Source organism: Tildeniella sp., assembly GCF_059505325.1.
Window position 1 is genome coordinate 9283 of sequence record NZ_JCACKI010000053.1, and the last position, 19814, is coordinate 29096.

Below are 19814 nucleotides of genomic sequence, written 5' to 3' on the forward strand. Positions count from 1 at the left end.
CATTCAGCTTGAATCCATTGCTGATGGCTGGTAGCTGATAGCTGACCGCTAATTTTATTAACGTCCCGTCAGCGCTTTAAAGCTGTCAGCGTTCAGCCGTCAGCATTCAGCTTGAATCCATTGCTGATGGCTGGTAGCTGATAGCTGACCGCTAATTTCATTAACGTCCCGTCAGCGCTCTAAAGCTGTCAGCGCTCAGCCGTCAGCATTCAGCTTGAATCCATTGCTGATGGCTGGTAGCTGATAGCTGACCGCTAATTTCATTAACGTCCTGTCAGCGCTCGGTTGAAGTTCTGACGGTAGGGCTTGTTAAAAATAAGGACGGGCCACAGCAACGCCAGGTAAACGCGACCGCTGCTGAAATTAGTGCGTCTGAAGCCAGTCCAGAATTTCCAGATGCCAACGCCATAACCGATGAGTGCCAACACGCCAACTATTTCCATGTATCGATCCTCAATTGACTGACAAAACTGAACCTAGTGTTGAAACTACAGTGAGAGCGCCGATCGCTCCGGATACTGCTGCCTGTTAGGAACGATGCCCCAACAACGAAAAACTACTACAAGCGTAAGGTAACGAACGAACCGCAACCCAAAATTAGAGTAGCCTCGGCAGTGAAAGCCTGACGCACATTCAAGCCTTTGTGTGACATTCCAGACAAATCTGCTTGGAACTGATTAAGGCAACTTGCCGACCTGGTTCTATCCTAGCTTGCAGTTTAAGGGCGATCGCGCCACGTCTAGACATTCCAGCCTGACATTAGCGGCTGCGAGTGCAGATTTTTTCGCCTTCCCCCTCGAAGGATGTCGGAATCGTCGTTAACGTATGACACTAGAGAGGGGAGTAGTGAGTGGGGAGTAGGGAGTGGGGAGAAAGTTTTGAGTTTTAAGTTCAGCCGTTAGCGGACAGCCGTCAGCTTTTTCGCCTTTCGCCCGATTTCCCTCTAATTTTCTGCCTCTTGCCTTCTGCCTCCTGCCTCTTCATTCCCGACTCCCAACCTTACTAAAACTCCTTTTTCAAACGACTTGTAACAAAGCAGGGTAGCCTTATGCGAGCAGTTTTGATGGCAGGCGGATCGGGTACACGGCTGCGACCGCTGACGTGTGACTTGCCGAAGCCAATGGTTCCGGTATTAAACCGCCCGATCGCGGAGCATATTCTTAATCTGCTGAAGCGCCATCGCATTACGGAGATTATTGCGACGCTGCACTACCTGCCCGATGTCATGCGCGATTACTTTCAGGATGGCAGTGACTTTGGTGTGCAGATTACCTACGCCGTTGAAGAAGATCAACCGCTCGGTACTGCGGGCTGCGTCAAGAATATTGCCGAGTTGCTCGATCGCACCTTTCTGGTGGTTAGCGGCGATAGCATTACCGATTTTGACCTGAGTGCTGCGATTCGGTTTCACAAACAGCGGCGATCAAAGGCAACGCTGATTTTGACGCGTGTCCCAAATCCCATTGAGTTTGGTGTGGTGATTACCGACAGGGACGATCGCATTCGCCGCTTTCTCGAAAAGCCCTCGACCAGCGAAGTCTTTTCAGACACCGTGAATACAGGTACGTACATTCTAGAACCAGAAGTGCTGGATTACCTGCCGCTCAATCAAGAAACCGACTTCTCGAAAGACCTTTTTCCACTGCTGCTCGAAAAAAATGAGCCGATGTATGGCTATATTGCCGAAGGCTATTGGTGCGATGTCGGGCATTTAGATACCTACCGCGATGCTCAGTACGACGGGCTGGATCGAAAAGTCAAGCTGGATATTGCCTATGAGGAGCGATCGCCGGGACTTTGGGTCGGGCAAAACACCTACCTTGATCCCACTGCCAAAATCGAAACGCCTGCGATGATTGGCAGCAATTGCCGGATTGGTGCGCGAGTGCAGATCGAGGCTGGCACGGTGATTGGCGATAACGTGACGATCGGTCCAGACGCTGATCTCAAGCGTCCCATTGTCTTGAATGGAGCCATCATCGGCGAAGAGGCACATCTGCGGGCGTGTGTGATTGCGCGCGGTACACGGGTCGATCGTCGTGCTCATGTGCTGGAAGGTGCGGTGGTGGGTCCCTTATCGACGATCGGTGAAGAGGCTCAAGTGAGTCCGGGTGTGCGCGTGTGGCCCAGCAAGCGCGTTGAATCTGGGGCAACGCTCAACATCAACCTGATTTGGGGACATGCCGCCTACCGCAATCTCTTTGGGCAGCGAGGCGTTTCGGGCCTAGCGAATATCGACATTACGCCAGAGTTTGCTGTCAAGCTCGGTGCTGCCTACGGTTCCACCCTGAAGCCTGGTTCTCATGTGTCTGTTTCGCGCGATCAGCGCAGCATTTCGCGCATGGTATCGCGATCGCTCATTGCTGGCTTGATGTCGGTGGGTGTAAACGTGCAGAACTTGGAAGCAACGGCGATCCCACTGGCGCGAACGATTGTGCCTACGCTGTCGATTGCGGGTGGCATTCACGTGCGGATGCATCCCGATCGTCCTGACCACATCTTGATTGAGTTCTTCGACTACAACGGCATCAACATCTCCAAAGCCCGCGAGAAGAAGATCGAAGGCGCTTACTTTAAGGAAGATTTTCGCCGCGCCCAAATTCAAGAAATTGGCAACGTAGTCTATGCCAATCAGGTTGCTGAAATCTATAGCGCCTGTTTTGAAAAGCACCTGAACATCGAAGCGATTCGTCACAGCAGTTCCAAAGTGGTGATCGATTATGCGTATGCGGTTTCTGGCGCAGTACTGCCCCAACTCCTTGCTAAATTTGGTTGCGATGCAGTGGTGCTGAACGCCAGCCTCAGCCATACTGCGCCGAATCCTGCCGATCGCGAAGCGTTACTCAGTCAGCTAGGGCACGTCGTAGAAGCACTCAAAGCTAATTTTGGTGTTCAGGTCTCTGCAAACGGCGAACAGATGATTTTGGTGGATGAAACGGGCAGCCCCATTCGTGGTGAAGTGCTGACCGCGCTTATGGCAGACATGCTGCTGGTACACCATCCCAGAGGCACGATCGTAGTGCCCGTCAATGCCTCCAGCGCCGTTGAACAAATTGCTCACCGTCACGATGGCAGAGTCATTCGCACGAAGGCAAACCCGACGGCGCTGATGGAAGCCTGCCATACGAGTCCCAACGTCATTTTGGGCGGCAGTGGCGACATGGGCTTCATTTTTCCGCAGTTGCATCCCGGCTTCGATGCCATGTTCTGCATTGCCAAACTGATTGAAATGCTGACGATTCAGGAGCGATCGCTGGGGCAAATTCGTGCCGATCTCCCCCGCGTCTGTCACAAAACCTGTATTGTTCGCTGCCCCTGGACGGCTAAGGGAGCCTTAATGCGACACCTGGTCGAAACCCACCCGATCGACAGCCTGGAAATGGTCGATGGCGTGAAGATTTTTAATCACCAGCACAATAGTTGGGTGCTCATTTTGCCCGATGCCGGAGAGCCAGTGGTGCATATTTACGCCAACAGCAACGATCGCGGTTGGGTAGACGAAACTCTGCGCGAATATCGCCTGCGCGTGCAAGAATTTGTCGACCAACACCAGGGCGCAGAAGCAGCCAAAGCCGAGAGCCAGTACTAGAATAGAATATTAGTTTTTAGTTGTTAGTTGTTGGTAAAATGCCTGCTAAATCCTGCTCAATTGTCTATGCCGACTTCCGCTCTAACAACTAACAACTAAAAACCAACAACTTTTCTCAGGAACGCTCCATGAATAGCTGCATCTTAATGGCAGAAATTGTCCAGGCTCCCGAACTGCGCTACACGTCTGATACCCAAACCCCGATCGCCGAAATGTTTGTGGAGTTTCCGGGTTTGCGTGCCGAAGATCCACCCTCGCGGCTCAAGGTAGTGGGCTGGGGTAATCTGGCACAGGAGATCCAGGAACGCTATCATCAGGGCGATCGCGTGGTGATTGAAGGCAGCTTGAGGATGAATACGGTCGATCGACCCGAAGGCTTCAAAGAAAAGCGTGCTGAGTTGACTGCACAACGCATCCATATCCTTGGAGGAGATACCGCTCTGGAAGCGTCTACGATTGTGGCAAGCCCTGCTTCTAGCACGAGTCAAGCCACTAAGCCAAGCGCTGCGGCGATTCCAGCAGCAAAGCCAGCTCCCTCAGCATCCACATCCACACCAACCGCTAAAGCGAAAGCAGGCAAATTTCAGACTGCACCTGAAGCTGCTGCCGAGCCAGACTTTGATGATATTCCCTTTTAAGGAAACCCTGATGAAAAAGCAGTGAGGCTCAAAATCATTTTCGTTCAAGATAGACAGCACTAAACCTTGTAATAAGGGGTTTGAGCTTCTTGTTAGGGCTGGTTCGAGCGGCGTACAAGAGTATGACGGTTACCGTTTGTTCCCCTACAAAAACTCCCCTAGAAAAGCAAACACGTCATCTTCCCAGCAGGGTTCTGGCAGCAGGGCAAGCAATCGCTGGCTTACATCCGCTTCGATCGCATAGATATCATCACGCAAAAAGAGTTCAGCCAGCGCTTGAATATCTCGCGCTCTCAAGGGCGAGAGCGGTGCAGCGAAACTGCTCACCTCAGCAGATTCAATGGCACTGCTTGCAGTTAGCTGGGCAAGCGTACCGCTGCTTAACCAATTTGCTCGTGCCGGGGATCGCGGCGCATTGGTTCCTGCTGCTTGACGCAGCGCATAGAGTGCATCAAGCTCGATTTTGGGTGTAGGCTTCTGTAACCGCAAGGTTTGACGATGTGGCAACGGCGCGAACGCAATGGCTCCTTCAGTAGCATGAGAGCCTAAACGAGGCTCAGTGGCATCAAAATCAGCGCGAGTGTCGGTTGAAGAAGGCGAGCAGGGGTGGTCAGGTTGGACACGATCGCCCTCTATGCTGAGTGGCTCCTCTGCCATGTCAGACTGCTTTTGGGTAGAGTCGATTGACCGGGAGGAGCTATTGTCCCCAGGCGAAGTAAGCAACATAGAAGCACCAAAATAGTTCTGCCGCTGCCATCGGAAAATGAGCGATCGTGATGCTACTTGCTTGGGCTGATGACACTTACCACCAACCACCACACAAGACAACGTTGAATTTCCGGTAGATGCGCTGACTTCAAACCCTCGTTTAGCTTTAGCGAACAGAACTGCTGCGGCGCTAAAGGCTAAAGCTCCTAGCCGCTAAGCTTCTTCAATGCCTTAAAGAAGCTACGTCCAACCTTCCTCGGCTGAGACACTTCAGCAAGAGCAATATCCATTCTACCGTTTTAATGATGGCAATTAGGACTCACCGCAACAGTCACTCTAGCAACGCAGCGGTCGAGATGTGATATCAATCACGACGGTCACTTGAAGCGCGAACCCCTAGCATCAACTAAATCAAATCCCCAGCAGCAAATGATCCAGTGATCGTGCGGTTATGTCTCAATGCTGGGCACTCTAAGGTAGAGACGAGGTTCTTCTCCAGTCGCACAAATCGACATCTTCGTCAATGCTAAAGCGCTGGAACATTAGTGCTGCTCTTAGTGGCTGAACGTTAACAGAGTGCTCGCAACACGTTCATTTGAGCCTCTCGTCCTGTGAGAGCAGCGCTCTTCAGTCTCACACTGCTTACATTGGGATTAGCTATGCTCGACTCACATTCGTTAGCTGAATACTCTTCACAGGTGTTGAATGCTTCTGGCAACACCGAATTAGAGCAACGACTCGGTCTATACCGTGTCTTTTTAAAGCTCTATGAGCACCACCGGAGCCTACTGGATGAGATCCTGGATCTAGAAAACACAGGGGTGAAGTCACGCAGGCACGTAGCGTTGCAGTATGTGCAGGGAGTGGTGCAAGGTCAACAGACTCGTATCATTACGAACCTACTCGGAGGCAAAACGCGATCGGTATTACAACCTCAGGGTATCTGGATCATTGGGCGCGATCGCAAAATGGCGCTACCGATTCAAGACAAACGTCTGTCTCGCCGCCATGCTGCCATTCAGCACATTGAGGATCAAGGTTTTTACATGATTGATCTCAATAGTACTAATGGTTCTTTTGTCAACAGCGAACCCGTGCGGCACTGTGTCTTGCTTAAAGATGGCGACCAAATCCGGCTGGGCAGTCTGGCGTTTACCTTCTTCATCTGCCACACTCCCAAAACTGCTGATGCACTGCCAGATGATCTGATTAACCAGGTTAATGCTGCTCGACATAGCTACGACTCTGGTGGTGAAGATTTGACGGTCACAGAGTCAGGCTTATCGCTGCCTTCAACTGACTGGGATACACCATTGTCGGCTGATGGCAAAGACACCTCCATGTTTTTGAGACCCACTCTCTCCAATGGTGACTTGCCATTGGAGCAAACGTCCTACCCAATCAGCATGAAGCAGCAGTCAGAAATTCTCGATCGCTTCATGAAGCGAAATGAACCCGACAACCATAATTAAGGCAGCAGAGAGCAGCGACAGTAGCACCTTGAAACATGTCAAGCAGCATTATGCGATAGGTTAAGCCAAACACAGTATGACTCAACCCATCGCGTAGCGTTCTCAACTTACTTTCTCAGATCGATTTACTCCTCATCGTCCATTTCATCCTCTTCGTCTTCGACATCGATCGGGGCAACGGAGTTAGCTGAGACGACCGCACCAATTTCCAGCTTGTGCCGTACCTCTTGCTCTACTTTTTGGGCAACGTCAGGCTTCTCTTCCATATATTTAATGGCATTGTCGCGTCCCTGGCTAATATTCTCGCCACCGTAGCTGTACCAGGCTCCTTTCCGAATCAGTACGCCTGTTTCTTCTGCCAGGTCGACCAGGCAGCCAACAGTTGAGATGCCCTTACCAAAAATGACATCAAATTCGGCAATGCGGAACGGTGGCGCAACTTTGTTTTTAGCCACCTTCACCTTCACTCGAATGCCGTATTCTTCCGTTCCTTTCTTGAGCGTTTGAATCCGACGGGTGTCCAACCGTACAGAGGCATAGAATTTGAGTGCCTGACCGCCAGTGGTGGTTTCAGGACTGCCGTAGGTCACGCCAATCTTTTGCCGGAGTTGGTTAATGAAGATGACCGTACAGCCAGATTTGCCCATGTTGCCAGCAATTTTCCGCAATGCCTGACTCATGAGGCGTGCCTGCAAGCCGACGTGAGAGTCGCCCATTTCACCTTCAATTTCGGCGCGAGGTACGAGGGCAGCAACGGAGTCAATCACAATAACCTCGATCGCGGACGATCGCACCAACTGATCCACAATTTCCAGCGCTGCTTCACCCGTATCGGGTTGAGAGATCAAGAGATTATCGATGTCTACGCCCAACGCTTTGGCGTAGACCGGATCGAGGGCATGTTCCGCATCGACAAACGCAGCAATACCGCCAGCTTTCTGTACTTCCGCCAGGGCATGAAGCGCTAGCGTGGTTTTGCTTGAGCTTTCGGGACCGTAGATTTCAATGACACGCCCTTTGGGAAGACCACCGCCCAGCGCCAGGTCTAGCGTCAGCGCTCCGGTGGAAATCGTTTCGACTCGCATCCGGGTAGCATCGCCTAAGCGCATGATGCTACCTTTGCCAAAGTTACGCTCAATCTGAGTCAGGACGAGATTTAAGGCTTTGTTTTTGTCAGAATTATCAGTTGTTTTAGCAGCCATGAGCGCCTCAATGCGGAAGGTTCAGTAGGTGGATGGAGATTTGAAACTTTAAACGGTGGGTTGAAACCAATGGGTGTTTGAGTGTCGGATTGATTACATCAGGACACTCTAGGAGGCTAATGTGCAAGTGAATGGGCTAGAGTGCGATCGAGCGTTAGAGGCATTCTATGCTAACTAATCAATCAGGAATTGCTTGTGTGATCGCTGGTGTGTGTCAGCAATCAGGTTTCAGTCATGCTAGGAAAGAGACGACGCATTCGATGAAGTCCAGTTAATCTAGAAAGGGGCGATCGTGATGACGTTCCCCTTGAAGTTTCACCAACTACGATCCTCCGATCGCCCTGAAAGGGATAAAGGCATCGCTGCCGGACTCGCTTGGGTGTCACTCATTCTTCTTCCAGGTTACATACATGACCTCCTATCTTCCTCATTTGTTGGTTCCAGATACGGCGCTATCTGTAGCAGGGCTGACTGGTTACATCCAGGCACTGTTGGAGCAAGACAATCATCTCAGTCAATTCTGGGTTACAGGGGAAGTATCCAGCGCGACTCGCTATCGCAGCGGGCTGTTTTTTACTCTACAAGACCCGGATGCTAAGGCTGCGATTAGCTGCGTGGTGTGGAACAGCCAGTTAGAGAAACTGACTACGTTGCCCGCTCAGGGAGAACAACTAATTATTTTGGGGCGCATCCACGTCCATCCCCAGAGGGGACAGTATCAGCTAATTGTCTGGCAAGCCTTGCCAGGGGGCGAGGGGCTACGGGCACTACGTTATCGCCAGTTGAGGCAGCGTCTGGAAGCCGAAGGCTTGTTTGACCCAGCACGCAAACGCATTTTGCCTATACATCCCCAAACGGTTGCTGTTGTAACGTCACCTCAAGCAGCCGCATGGGGGGATATTCAACGAACGTTGCGGCGGCGGTATCCGGGTTTGCATGTGTTGTTTTCTCCAGCGCTTGTGCAGGGTGAGCAGGCTCCAGCCTCAATTGTGAATGCTATTCGGCGAGTTGAGCTGGATGCTAGGTCGGATGTACTAATCTTATCACGAGGAGGAGGCGCGATCGAAGATATGGCGTGCTTTAATGACGAACGCGTAGTGCGAGCGATCGCAGACTGCTCCATTCCCGTGATTGCTGGAATCGGGCACCAGCGCGATGAAACTTTAGCAGACCTTGCAGCTGATCTCTGCGCTCACACTCCAACAGCCGCAGCAGAGCAAGCGGTACCTCAGCTAGCCGCACTACAGACCGCACACCAGGAGCGGGGGCTGGCTCTCAAAGCGGCAGTTTACAGTCGCTTGGAGTCAGCTTACAAACAACAGCGGCATCTGAACGATCGCCTCTACAAACTGCGTCTCGATCGCAAACTTCAACAAGAACGGCAAAACTTGCAGTGGATGCGCCAACGTCTGATTCAAGGTAGTGCGCTGCAAATTCAGCAGGCTACGTCTTACTGCCAATCACTCCAGCAGAAGCTGGCAACCCTTGATCCCGAAGCCGTGCTGAAACGAGGCTATGCTGTGGCACGGCGGACAAACGGTACGATCGTTCGTGCTGCCGAAGCAGTGGCACCAGAAGAGATGCTGACGATTCAGCTTGGTCAAGGGCAACTGACGGTCAAGGTAACAGAGGTGTTAGCACGATCGCCATCTGTTTGAGTGCCAAGCATCGAAGAGCTTGCTAAAAAATAACTGCACACTTTTGGATCAGCTATCAGCTATCAGCTTTTCGCTGACGGCTGACGGCTACAGACCATGCTGTTATTTCTGTACAACGCCTAAGTTGCCAAACGTTTGACTAAAAGTGTTCAAGTATAAATATACTAGCGATAGAGACCTTGCTATTCGCACGTTGTGAGCATTCCCAAAGACTCTGCCGAAGCCCATCCATCCAGTCAAGTCGATGTCGATCGTGGATTAACTCCAGACCTGTCAGCACAGGATTGGAGCTATGAAGCAACTGTGCAGCAAGTGGAGGCGATTATGGCGCGTATTGAATCAGGCGACTTGGAGCTGGCAGATGTGTTTGACCAGTTCAGCTCTGCTGTCAGCTATTTACGCCAGTGCGACCTCTTTTTAACCCAACGTCAGCAGCAAATGGATCTGCTGATCGAAACGTTGACTGATGACCCAGATTAGAGATGGCATCTCTACCGGATGCGAAGCAATGCTATGTCATTCTGGCTGATGAATGACAGGTGCTTTGCTCCAATGGGTGCTGTTTTGAACGGCTTCACCGTTCTTACCAACAAGAGTATGTGCTTCCCAACATGCTTCTGTTTCAGGATAATCCAGTCGATAGTGACCACCGCGACTCTCGGTGCGGAACTGTGCACTTTGAAGGATGAGTCCTGCGACATCAAGCAAGTTGCGGGTTTCTGCCCAAACTCTTAGCTGCGCGTCGTCGATCGCACCTAAAGCAATGCTATGTTCCGGCTGTAGGTGCAGCAACGCTTGACTGAGCGCAAGCTGAGCGAATTCTTGCTGCCAACGTTGAATTTGCGCGATCGCCGTTGTTATCACGATCCCGTCTCGGCAAATGCCTGCACTCTGCCACACCAATCGAGGCAGTTCTTGCCGTAATTCTTCGATTTTGGCAAACTCTGTGGCTAAAAGGGACGGATGAGGCGTAGCGAGACGGTTTGAGGTGTCAGGCGAACCTCGTGCTGCAAGACCAGAGTTTAAGCTTAGCTGACCGCTGACCGCTGACCGCTGACCGCTGACTTCTGACTCTTTCACCTCTAAATGAGCAAACTGCGCTCCAAACACCAGACATTCTAGAAGCGAATTACTCGCCAACCGATTTGCTCCATGAACGCCCGTACTGGCAGTTTCGCCGACTGCATACAGACCGGGGATCGATGTTTGGTTCATTAAATCTGTGGCGATGCCACCCATCCAGTAATGAGCAGCAGGCGCTACAGGAATGGGTTCACGGAAGACATCAATACCCCACTGGTGACAAACTTGAACAATGTTGGGGAAGCGGTGCTGAATGGTTTCAGGTGCGATCGGTCGTAAATCTAACCAGACATGAGCGGATGCTGGGTCAGCATGAGTTTTTTGCAAATAGCTGAAGATGGCGCGGCTAACAATATCTCTAGGCGCAAGTTCGCCTGCTGGATGGTAGTCAAAGGCAAACCGTCGCCCATTGTCATCGATCAAATGAGCGCCCTCACCTCGAACTGCTTCACTAATCAGAAAACGAGGTGCACCGGGTTGCGTTAATGCTGTTGGGTGGAACTGAACAAATTCCAGGTCGCGCAAGATGGCTCCAGCGCGATGAGCGATCGCCACGCCATCCCCCGTACTTAACTCAGGATTGGTTGTTTGAGCAAAAACCTGACCACCACCACCCGTTGCCAGAATCACAGCCGCTGCCCGTAGCCAACATACCTGCCCCTGATAGAGCACACAAATGCCCTGGCAGCGTTGCGTCTCATCCAGCCAAACGTCCAGGGTCAACGCCTGTGCAAAAACGTGAATGTTCTTGCGGCTTAGCACCTGCGCCGTTAGTGTACTCACAACTTCCCGCCCCGTCGTATCGGCAGCGTGCAGCACCCGCCTGCGAGAATGAGCTGCTTCCAGGGTCAGCGCCAGTTCGCCGTTGTGGCGATCGAACGAAACACCCATTGAGACTAGCGACTGAATGCACTGCGGTGCTTGCTCTACAAGAAACTTAACCGCGTCATAATCACACAGTCCTGCACCCGCTTGTAATGTATCGGCTAAGTGCAGTACCGCAGAATCTGCTGGATCGATCACCGCTGCAATGCCACCCTGTGCCCAGTCGCTGGCAGATAGTGAGAGAGTATCTTTCGTCAGCAATCCAATGCGGTAGTGATCAGGAAGGCAGAGCGCTGTGTAAAGCCCAGCCGCACCTGCTCCCACAATGAGAACATCAAACTGAGGTAATAGCTCAGAGACAGAGGGCGATCGCAAAACAGACGATTGCAAAGATGCTACCAATTTTAAATTCGGATGATTCGACTGAAGACGAACCACCGTTCACCGCACAGCGCTACGCACAAGCACTCGCAATCAGGGTTCAAGCTATACATAAGCCAGGTGACGCTTTTTAAGCAAGATCCAGGCTGGGTATCGATCGTCTGTCTTCAGTCTAAAGTCGAAACAGTAAAGTGTGTGCCAAAGACAAAAATTGCTCTCCGACTGCGTATCAGCCGTTGAGCAATTTGGTCATCAGGATTGAATTGACGGTCGTAACAACAGAACGGTTAACGATAGATACCGTTGTTGATCCGATCGGCTCCCTCTACCAGCGCTTCTTCAACATCAGTGGCGGTAAAGTTATCCAGATTTGCTTTTAGCACATCCTTCTGTGCCTCCGTCAACCCTGCGATCTTCAAAACATCCTCAACGCTGTCGTAGGGTGCATTCTTGACAATTAACCCTGCCAGCGTAGGGTACAAACCCGAATACTGCCTGAATTGACGTACGTTAGTGTTGTTCAGATCAAGCTTTTTACCGTACTCAGAACTGAGTTTTTCGCCCACTGCATCACGAATCGCTTCAGCAGCAAGCAGGGGCGGAGCGATCGCCCGATTCAACTGATAGCCTGTCATGTTGCTTAAATTTGCTGCTAACACCTGTTGTGGCATCCCCAGCCAGCCAACACAACCAACCAAAACGCAAAGAACCATTAATATATGAACCAACCGTTTCATGAATCTATTCCTCTCTTCCTGTCGCATGAAAACCATACACAGCATTCATTCAGAGCCTATCATTTTCCGGTCATCATCGTTCACTCTAGTTCGTCTGCCTGGAGTGTCTAAGTGAAAATCTTTACATTTTGCTCAGTAAGTTAAAGCACATCGACTACTCTCTGCTTTTCATCTGTAGGAACGTTTCCAGATCGGGAAACGAGCAAGCATGAGCGACGGTGGGCATGTCATACCCCTTGAGATGAACCGTGTAGTTTCTAAACAAATCGATCGACGTAATCTCCATATCCGTCAAATGCTGATAGGTCGTTTCGCCAACGGCAATATCCAGCCCAATTTGCTTTGTGGATGTTTCCAGACGGAAAGCGGCATTCACTGTATCACCCAAGGCGGTGTAATCGGGGCGATCGCCACTGCCTGTGTTGCCTACCATCGCGTGACCCGTATTGATACCAGCGCCGATCCGCAGCGGAAAGGGTAAAGGATACAGGTTGTACAGGTCACTCGTCATCTTATGCAGCGCATTCAGGGCACGAAAAATGCGTAGCATTTCGTCGTCATCGACTCCCTGAGGACCATGAATCCAAATTGCCATTACGGCATCGCCAATATATTTATCAACCCAGCTCCCATACTCACGAATGATGTCGCCCGCATGGCGAAACCAGGTGCCAATCACTTCTGAAAGCACTTTCTCATCCAGTTGGCGAGTTAACACGGTGAAGTCGCGGATATCAACCACCAACACCGATATCAAACGACGTACGTGCAGCGTTGCCGTCGCTGTAAACTCTTTGGAATCGGAACCCGCAGCAGAATCAGCAGGGGGGTTGAGCGTCGGGCAATAAAAGTCAAGGTCGGTTTGACCAAACGTGAGCCGATCGCCATTGTGCAGCGTGACGGGAATACTGACCCGACGACCATTAACGAAGGAACCGTTGCGACTGCCTAAATCAATTAAATAGAACTCGCCCGTCTCCATGCACTGCAACATGGCATGGTTGCGAGAGATCCAGCGATCGGGCAAAACAAAATTGTTATCTTCGCTGCGCCCAATCGTCCAGCAGTTACTACCCGCAAGCGGCAACCGCCGACTACCAGAGTCAGTACGGAGGACGAGATGGGGAGTGGGTTGTAAAGTCACCACAGGCTGAGACAAATAATCCTTTCCTATGATGCATCCTGACATATCTCTCTATGCCAGTGTAGTCTTCGGATAGAAATTCGTTCAAAAAAGTTTTGAACCAAGGTAGCTTGAGCGGTATGGTCGGGAGAAGAGGCTACAAAGCAGGACGGATTTGAGGCTTCATTCAAGCAGCGATCGCCGCTAACCAGAACAGACTATCCACCAAAATTGTACTCAACACTGCGCCACTCAGCGCCCACCAATGAAGCTGACGTGAAAAAAGAGGCAATGTGCCGACCGTAAGGAGAAGGAGCGCCAAAACGATCGCACATCCACCACCCCACGGCGTTTGCATTTGAGCGATCGCGCTCTGGAAGATTGGCTGTACAGCATCAGGTTCAACCCGCATGAGTTGCCGCCAGTGAGGGATCAAATCAACTAAGTAGAAGTAGACATCGGTAACAACCGTGCCAAAAAGAGAGCCTAAGTAAAAGAAGTTGCCGATTTTGCCTGAGTTGCGAGCTAAGCCCCAGAGCGCAAACGGTAACCCGATCGCCTCGATCGGCAGATGTAGCAGTGGTTCCCAGCGCAGCCAACCCCAATACACCGAGCCAGCCAGCCACGTCCAGGTAAACCCAATGAGCAAATCGCCCCAGCGTTGATGAGTAGGGTGTGCCAGCAAGCGTAGCCCTAAAAGCAACCAGACTCCCGTCAACATCAAGCTCACCCAGGGCAGCAGACGAACCAGCGGCGCTTGCACAAAGACGGGAACCGAAACTAACACCACCGAAGCGGCTAGTATTGACCAACGCTGCATCAGCCCCAACTGCGGCTCTATGGGTGCCACTAATACCGCAAGCGACTCAGAATGCAACTCATGCGAGTGAATGGCTGGGGGAACGATGCAACCGGGACTAGAATGGGAAATGGAGGAGACCAAAATATTGCTAATATTTTATTTACTTTACTTAAGTTAACATAGCACAGATCTGTATATCCCCCCCGGTGGCATTGAAATTAATCCTAACTTAAATTTTCGCTAAAGTTCTGTCTGAGCAGTTCTCAACCTGGGTTAGGTTAGCTAGGCTCACGCTGTGCGATCGATCGCCTCGATCGAGGTGAACGGTTTTTGCAGCATTGGAGTGACGCTATATCAGCTAATCGCCCAAGAGCTATGGGATGTCGCTACAATCCTGAAGCCCTCGCGTAGTCTGAGAAGTACAGTCTAAGGTCTTCATGGAGAACAGCAAATGGTTTGGTCGATGTCGAATCTGGATCTCTCCTTGGTGAATCAGGGATGGCATGGTGCGAGCCTGCTACACACTCTGGCAGTTAGCAGCACAGAAAGCACTGTGACACCCTCCAGCCCTGGATTGCTGATCAGTCTTTTGCAGGCGATCGTGTTGGGTTTGGTGCAGGGCATCACTGAATTTTTGCCCATTAGCAGTACTGCCCATTTGCTCATCTTTACTGATGTCTTTCACTGGAACTATTTGGGGCAAAAGTTCTTTGTTGATGCGATTCAGTTTGGTAGCGTTATTGCCGTGCTGTGGTATTTCTGGGCTGACATTCGCCAGATTTTGACCGGTGGTTTAGCCGCCTTCCAGCGCAAGGACTGGGAGCAAGAGGAATGGAAGATTCTCGTTGGTATTGCCGTTGGTACCTTGCCAGCTCTGGTCGTAGGGTTTTTGCTGAAGGATGTGCTCCCCGAAAGCCCACTCGTCATTGGTGTCGCATCGATCGTTATGGCGTTGTTACTGGGGTTAGCTGAGACGATCGGTAGTCGCAAGCGAGACTTCAATGCGCTAGAGATTAAAGATGGCATCCTGGTGGGATTGGGTCAGATGTTGGCGCTCGTTCCCGGTGTCTCGCGCTCTGGGTCAACGCTGACGGCAGCTCTCTTTCTGGGCATGGAACGGCGCACAGCAGCAAGATTTTCCTTCTTGCTCGGCATTCCTACGTTGACGATCGCCACGCTCTACCAGTCTCGCAAAGCCTTCGGCAACCCCGAAATTTTGCTGCCGCTGCTTGTGGGGATCATCTCCACCTTTATCTTTTCTTACCTGGCGATCGCCTGGTTATTGCGCTTTTTGCAAAACCGAAATACCTGGATCTTTGTGTGGTATCGGCTGGCGTTTGGAGCGGCACTACTGCTTGCAACGGCGGCAAATTTATTCAGAGACGTTTAGAGACCTGCACGATTCGAGTCACGGGGTGTAGGGTGGAGAGAGTGCTAATTTATTCTCTGTCATGAGCGAAGTCTCAATTCGCCCCGCTTTAATTACGGCTGTGTTGCCAGACTCGATCGCGGCTGAGATTGGCTTTGAGGCGGGCGATCGGTTGGTATCAATTAACGGTCAGCGTCCCCGCGATTTGATTGACTATCAGTTTCTTTGTGCCGATGAAGTGTTAGCGCTAGAAGTCTTAGACACTGCTGGCAAGCCCCATCAAGTAGAAATTGAGAAAGACTACGATGATGACCTGGGGCTGGAGTTTGAAAACGCCTTATTCGACGGCTTGATTCAGTGCAACAATCGCTGCCCCTTCTGCTTCATCGACCAGCAGCCACCAGGGATGCGGCAAACCCTTTATCTTAAGGATGACGACTACCGCCTTAGCTTCCTGTACGGCAGCTACTTGACTCTGACGAACCTTAGTCAGCGTGAATGGGATCGTATTGAACAAATGCGGCTATCACCTCTCTTTGTCTCAGTCCATGCGACAGAACCAGACGTTCGCAGTCGGCTCCTCAAAAATCCGCGTGCAGGGCAACTGCTTGAGCAATTGCGTTGGTTCCAAGAGCGGCGGCTGCAAATTCACGCCCAGGTTGTGCTGTGTCCGGGGATCAACGATCGCGACCATCTGACCCGTACACTCCTCGATCTGTTTGAGTTTCATCAAGACGATGTACCCGCTGTTGCGTCCGTTGCCGTCGTACCCGTTGGTTTGACCCGCTTTCGCCCCAGCGATGATGAATTGATTCCTGTAAGCCGTGAAAAGGCGCAGGAAGTGATCGCTCAAGTGCAAAACCTGCAAGCCAAATTCCGCCAGCAGTCTGGTTCTACCTTTGCCTGGTTAGCCGATGAATGGTTTCTCCTAGCTCACGAGGAGTTACCGCCTGAATCACACTACGAAGACTATCCGCAAATCGGCAACGGAGTTGGTTCCATCCGGCAATTTCTCAAGCAATTCCAAGCGGCGGCGCGATCGCTGCCTAAGCGGTTAGCTACGCCACGTTACTTTACCTGGGTTGTTGGGAATGCCGTTGAACTTGCTTTTCAGCCGCTCCTTCAGCGCTTCAATAAAGTAGAAGGACTGAAGCTAAGTATGGTTGCCCTTGCCAGCCAGTACTGGGGACAGTCTATGACGGTGACTGGGTTACTTACTGGACAGGATATTCTTCATGCCCTCAAAGGACGAGAGTTGGGCGATGCCATTCTCCTACCGTCTTTGATGCTAAAGCACAACGACACCTGCTTTCTTGACGACATGACGGTAGCAGACGTGAGCCAGCAGTTGCAAACACCGATTCTCATCGTCGGAGATGTGGAGCATTTGATAGAGACGGTAATGGGGAAAGGATGAGGGCTAAAAGCTAAAAGCTAAAGGCTCAGTCTTCCTGTGCTTCCCTTGCTGCCTCCGCTTCCCCCTTTCCCTCTCTCCTTAGGCGTAAATGTGCGTCCGATTCAACCTCACCTGATAAGCTGTTGAAGGCGTTCGATCGCCCTCCGACGATCGTGCGTTTGCGTGGTGCTTTAAAGTTCGGCATGATATTTGAGCAAATTTCTAAAGTCTTTGAGGCAGGCGGCATTGTCATGTTTCCGCTGCTGGGATTTTCGATTCTGGCAGTGGCACTAATATTAGAGCGACTTCGCTTCTGGCTGCGGATCACGAAGCGCCAGGATAAATTTGTCCGCGAGCTTTTAGACCTGTATCAACGCAGTCCCAGGGCAGCGCTTTTGCAGCTAGAGCAAAATTTGGATTTGCCGATCGCTCGTATCTTTCTGGCAGCACTCGGACTCGATCGCCCTAACCCAGAAGAATTTCGTTTGGCGCTAGAGAGTGCTGCTCAGGCAGAGATGCCATTGCTCAAGCGATTTAATGTTGTCTTTGAAACCATTATCAGCCTGTCACCGTTGCTAGGGCTACTGGGCACAATTTTGGGGCTGATTCGTTCGTTCGCTTCTCTCAGAATCGGCGATGCCAGCAGCAATAATGCTGTTCCTGTCAGCGCTGGCATTAGCGAGGCATTGATCTCAACCGCATCAGGATTGGCGGTGGCGATCGTTGCGTTAGCGTTTGCCAACACCTTTCGCGGGCTTTACCTGCGGCAAATCGCCTTGATTCAAGAATACGGCGGTCAAATGGAGCTACTCTACCGTCGCCACTACGAACGAGGAGTGCCGTATGCGTCTTCCTGAAGAGCCAGATATTCCGCCGCAAATCAACATTGTGCCGATGATCGACGTGATCTTCGCACTGCTGACGTTTTTTATTATGTCTTCGCTCTATCTGACGCGATCGGCGGGGTTGCCTGTCAATCTTCCTAAAGCCGCCACTGCCCAAATGCAGCCACAAAGCCAAATCGTGGTGACGGTCAACCAGCAGGGACAGTTGTCTCTCAACCGTCAGCCAGCGCAATTGGGAGATTTGCCGACCAGAATCCGCGCCTTGGCAGGTAATAGTCCCAGCACTCTCGTAGTCATCAACGCTGATGAACGCGTCAGTCACGGTCAGGTGATCGCTTTGATGGATCGATTGCGTTCGATTCCAGGCGTGAAGCTGGCGATCGCGGCACAGCGACCTGCACAGTGATCAAGAGCGATGATAGGAACAGCAATGCATCGCTCTCAACGCCCACTGTTCTTATCCTCTCCCAACGCCAACATAGCGGAAGCCAGCTTGTTCTAACGCTTTGCGATCGAGGAAGTTGCGACCGTCAATCATGACAGGAGCGTGCATCAGGGTTGCCATTTTGGCATAGTCAAGCTGACGAAACTGTGTCCAGTCTGTGATCAGTACCAGGGCATCACAGCCATCTGCCAGCCGTTCTGGGTCAGTTTCTACGATCACGTCCGAGAGTCCGTGTCGCATCCCCGTTTGAGAGACGATCGGGTCATACGCTTTTACCTTCGTGCCCAAGCGGGTGAGCTGTTCGATGATGTTGAGTGCTGGTGCGTCCCGCAAATCATCGGTATCGGGCTTAAAGGTCAGCCCCAACAACCCGACTGTTTTGCCTTTGAGAATTTTCAGCACTTGCTGGAGCTTTTCAATCACGATCACGCGTTGATGCTGGTTGACGTTGACAGCCGCTTTCAGCAGTTGCGCTTCGTAACCATAGTCATCAGCCGTGTGGATGAGGGCAGATACGTCTTTGGGAAAGCACGAGCCGCCCCAGCCAATGCCTGCTTGCAGAAACTTGCTGCCCACGCGAGAGTCTAGACCAATGCCCTTGGCGACTTCAACAACATCGGCACCGACACGATCGCAAATATTAGCCACTTCATTAATAAAGCTAATTTTGGTCGCTAGAAAGGCGTTCGCTGCATACTTGATCATTTCTGCCGAGCTGAGATCGGTCACTACAACAGGCACAGGGGGCAGAGACTGATCGATCGCGTATTGACGACTGACAATTGGCGTGTAGAGTTCTTGCATCAGCGCGATCGCTCTGGCACCGTTACTGCCTAGCACAATTCGATCAGGGTTGAATGTATCGTCAACGGCACACCCTTCCCGCAGAAACTCAGGATTGCTGACGACATCAAACTCTGGCTCTGGCAGCGAAGACTTTCTTGTGACTAAATCTTCTGTAGCGCCACCGCCAGCCAATACAGACGCACTCACGGTCGCTCGTTGCTCAGCGAAGCCTTCCATGATGAGCATTCTCACCCAATCGCCTGAGCCGATCGGCACGGTGGATTTATTGACAATCACTTTGTAGTCGCTGGTGAGATGAGAGCCAATGCCTCGTGCGACTGCTTCCACGTAGCGTGTATCGCTTTCACCATTTGGCAGGGCAGGCGTACCAACGGCGATAAATAAGATTTGCCCATGCGCGACACCAGCGGCTAAATCGGTCGTGAATTCAATCTTTTCGGCTTGAATCGCGCTTTTGATAATGTCTGACAGTCCTGGCTCAAAAATCGGCGATTGCCCGGTCTGCATGAGTTTGACTTTCTCTTCGTTATTGTCAACACAGATGACATGATGACCGACATGGGCAAGACAGGCTCCCGTCACCAAACCGACGTATCCAGTACCAATGACACAAACGCGCATAGGAGAATCCTCAAAAAAGACTAGCGATCGACAGAAACAAGGTTTAGGCAGAAGCATCCAACGCTGACCAACGTTCTGAGCGCTATCCCTGAATCACGCAGCGATGGTACGGG

Annotated in this window: 17 protein-coding genes; 9 read left to right on the top strand and 8 right to left on the bottom strand. The window is 51.5% G+C overall.

The genetic code is table 11. The features are described 5' to 3' along the window. Positions 1-263: 263 nt before the first annotated feature. Positions 264-443 carry a hypothetical protein gene (locus AC5JO6_RS18260; protein WP_496082495.1) on the bottom strand — a complete coding sequence of 60 codons (180 nt, stop codon included), beginning with the start codon at positions 441-443 and terminating at the stop codon, positions 264-266. Positions 444-1048: 605 nt separating this feature from the next. Between AC5JO6_RS18260 and AC5JO6_RS18265 the strand changes: the two genes are divergently transcribed. Both AC5JO6_RS18265 and AC5JO6_RS18270 read left to right on the top strand, forming a co-directional pair. Next, the gene (locus tag AC5JO6_RS18265; protein WP_496082496.1) at positions 1049-3589 is read left to right on the top strand and encodes a sugar phosphate nucleotidyltransferase; all 2541 of its coding nucleotides are present in this window, start codon (positions 1049-1051) and stop codon (positions 3587-3589) included. Positions 3590-3717: 128 nt separating this feature from the next. After that, positions 3718-4227, top strand: coding sequence for a single-stranded DNA-binding protein (locus tag AC5JO6_RS18270; RefSeq protein WP_496082497.1), 510 nt, complete (start codon positions 3718-3720; stop codon positions 4225-4227). A 144-nt stretch (positions 4228-4371) separates the two neighbouring features. On the opposite strand, the gene AC5JO6_RS18275 is transcribed toward AC5JO6_RS18270, so the two are convergent. Next, complete coding sequence (locus AC5JO6_RS18275; RefSeq protein ID WP_496082498.1) at positions 4372-5055, bottom strand: hypothetical protein; 684 nt, start codon at positions 5053-5055, stop codon at positions 4372-4374. A 539-nt stretch (positions 5056-5594) separates the two neighbouring features. On the opposite strand from AC5JO6_RS18275, the gene AC5JO6_RS18280 reads away from it, so the two are divergent. Then, positions 5595-6407, top strand: a complete 813-nt coding sequence (locus tag AC5JO6_RS18280; RefSeq protein WP_496082499.1) for an FHA domain-containing protein — start codon at positions 5595-5597, stop codon at positions 6405-6407. 125 nt (positions 6408-6532) lie between these two features. Here AC5JO6_RS18280 and recA read toward each other — a convergent pair whose 3' ends face one another. Continuing rightward, a complete protein-coding gene (gene recA / locus AC5JO6_RS18285) occupies positions 6533-7609 on the bottom strand; it encodes a recombinase RecA (RefSeq protein ID WP_496082500.1) in 1077 nt (358 codons plus the stop codon). Positions 7610-8019: 410 nt separating this feature from the next. On the opposite strand from recA, the gene xseA reads away from it, so the two are divergent. Together xseA and xseB are read left to right on the top strand one after the other, a co-directional pair. Continuing rightward, the gene (gene xseA / locus AC5JO6_RS18290; protein WP_496082501.1) at positions 8020-9267 is read left to right on the top strand and encodes an exodeoxyribonuclease VII large subunit; all 1248 of its coding nucleotides are present in this window, start codon (positions 8020-8022) and stop codon (positions 9265-9267) included. Between the two features lie 270 nt (positions 9268-9537). Continuing rightward, complete coding sequence (gene xseB, locus AC5JO6_RS18295; RefSeq protein ID WP_496082800.1) at positions 9538-9747, top strand: exodeoxyribonuclease VII small subunit; 210 nt, start codon at positions 9538-9540, stop codon at positions 9745-9747. Positions 9748-9783: 36 nt separating this feature from the next. Here xseB and nadB read toward each other — a convergent pair whose 3' ends face one another. The 4 genes from nadB to AC5JO6_RS18315 form a co-directional block, all read right to left on the bottom strand. Next, complete coding sequence (nadB, locus tag AC5JO6_RS18300) at positions 9784-11565, bottom strand: L-aspartate oxidase (RefSeq protein ID WP_496082502.1); 1782 nt, start codon at positions 11563-11565, stop codon at positions 9784-9786. A 278-nt stretch (positions 11566-11843) separates the two neighbouring features. After that, complete coding sequence (psbU, locus tag AC5JO6_RS18305; RefSeq protein WP_496082503.1) at positions 11844-12293, bottom strand: photosystem II complex extrinsic protein PsbU; 450 nt, start codon at positions 12291-12293, stop codon at positions 11844-11846. Between the two features lie 154 nt (positions 12294-12447). Next, positions 12448-13440 carry an adenylate/guanylate cyclase domain-containing protein gene (locus tag AC5JO6_RS18310; RefSeq protein ID WP_496082801.1) on the bottom strand — a complete coding sequence of 331 codons (993 nt, stop codon included), beginning with the start codon at positions 13438-13440 and terminating at the stop codon, positions 12448-12450. 163 nt (positions 13441-13603) lie between these two features. Further along, on the bottom strand, positions 13604-14236 hold the full coding sequence (locus AC5JO6_RS18315; protein ID WP_496082802.1) for a DUF3120 domain-containing protein: 633 nt from the start codon (positions 14234-14236) through the stop codon (positions 13604-13606). A 433-nt stretch (positions 14237-14669) separates the two neighbouring features. On the opposite strand from AC5JO6_RS18315, the gene AC5JO6_RS18320 reads away from it, so the two are divergent. The 4 genes from AC5JO6_RS18320 to AC5JO6_RS18335 all read left to right on the top strand — a co-directional run bounded on the left by AC5JO6_RS18320 (position 14670) and on the right by AC5JO6_RS18335 (position 18234). Beyond that, the gene (locus tag AC5JO6_RS18320; protein ID WP_496082504.1) at positions 14670-15608 is read left to right on the top strand and encodes an undecaprenyl-diphosphate phosphatase; all 939 of its coding nucleotides are present in this window, start codon (positions 14670-14672) and stop codon (positions 15606-15608) included. 61 nt (positions 15609-15669) lie between these two features. Further along, entirely contained in the window at positions 15670-17004 is a 1335-nt protein-coding gene (locus AC5JO6_RS18325) for a TIGR03279 family radical SAM protein (protein WP_496082505.1), read from the top strand. Between the two features lie 182 nt (positions 17005-17186). Next, positions 17187-17840, top strand: a complete 654-nt coding sequence (locus AC5JO6_RS18330) for a MotA/TolQ/ExbB proton channel family protein (protein ID WP_496082803.1) — start codon at positions 17187-17189, stop codon at positions 17838-17840. After that, entirely contained in the window at positions 17827-18234 is a 408-nt protein-coding gene (locus tag AC5JO6_RS18335; protein WP_496082506.1) for an ExbD/TolR family protein, read from the top strand. Before AC5JO6_RS18330 ends, AC5JO6_RS18335 begins: the two co-directional genes overlap by 14 nt. 51 nt (positions 18235-18285) lie before the next feature. Here the strand turns inward: AC5JO6_RS18335 and AC5JO6_RS18340 are convergent, their stop codons facing one another. Beyond that, positions 18286-19701, bottom strand: a complete 1416-nt coding sequence (locus AC5JO6_RS18340; protein WP_496082507.1) for a UDP-glucose dehydrogenase family protein — start codon at positions 19699-19701, stop codon at positions 18286-18288. Positions 19702-19814 lie beyond the last annotated feature (113 nt).

Bases quoted from the DNA above. Each gene is read 5' to 3' on its own strand.
- AC5JO6_RS18260 (WP_496082495.1), bottom strand. From the start codon at position 443: ATGGAAATAGTTGGCGTGTTGGCACTCATCGGTTATGGCGTTGGCATC.
- AC5JO6_RS18265 (WP_496082496.1), top strand. From the start codon at position 1,049: ATGCGAGCAGTTTTGATGGCAGGCGGATCGGGTACACGGCTGCGACCG.
- AC5JO6_RS18270 (WP_496082497.1), top strand. From the start codon at position 3,718: ATGAATAGCTGCATCTTAATGGCAGAAATTGTCCAGGCTCCCGAACTG.
- AC5JO6_RS18280 (WP_496082499.1), top strand. From the start codon at position 5,595: ATGCTCGACTCACATTCGTTAGCTGAATACTCTTCACAGGTGTTGAAT.
- recA (WP_496082500.1), bottom strand. From the start codon at position 7,609: ATGGCTGCTAAAACAACTGATAATTCTGACAAAAACAAAGCCTTAAAT.
- xseA (WP_496082501.1), top strand. From the start codon at position 8,020: ATGACCTCCTATCTTCCTCATTTGTTGGTTCCAGATACGGCGCTATCT.
- psbU (WP_496082503.1), bottom strand. From the start codon at position 12,293: ATGAAACGGTTGGTTCATATATTAATGGTTCTTTGCGTTTTGGTTGGT.
- AC5JO6_RS18315 (WP_496082802.1), bottom strand. From the start codon at position 14,236: ATGCAGCGTTGGTCAATACTAGCCGCTTCGGTGGTGTTAGTTTCGGTT.
- AC5JO6_RS18320 (WP_496082504.1), top strand. From the start codon at position 14,670: ATGGTTTGGTCGATGTCGAATCTGGATCTCTCCTTGGTGAATCAGGGA.
- AC5JO6_RS18325 (WP_496082505.1), top strand. From the start codon at position 15,670: ATGAGCGAAGTCTCAATTCGCCCCGCTTTAATTACGGCTGTGTTGCCA.
- AC5JO6_RS18330 (WP_496082803.1), top strand. From the start codon at position 17,187: ATGATATTTGAGCAAATTTCTAAAGTCTTTGAGGCAGGCGGCATTGTC.
- AC5JO6_RS18335 (WP_496082506.1), top strand. From the start codon at position 17,827: ATGCGTCTTCCTGAAGAGCCAGATATTCCGCCGCAAATCAACATTGTG.
- AC5JO6_RS18340 (WP_496082507.1), bottom strand. From the start codon at position 19,701: ATGCGCGTTTGTGTCATTGGTACTGGATACGTCGGTTTGGTGACGGGA.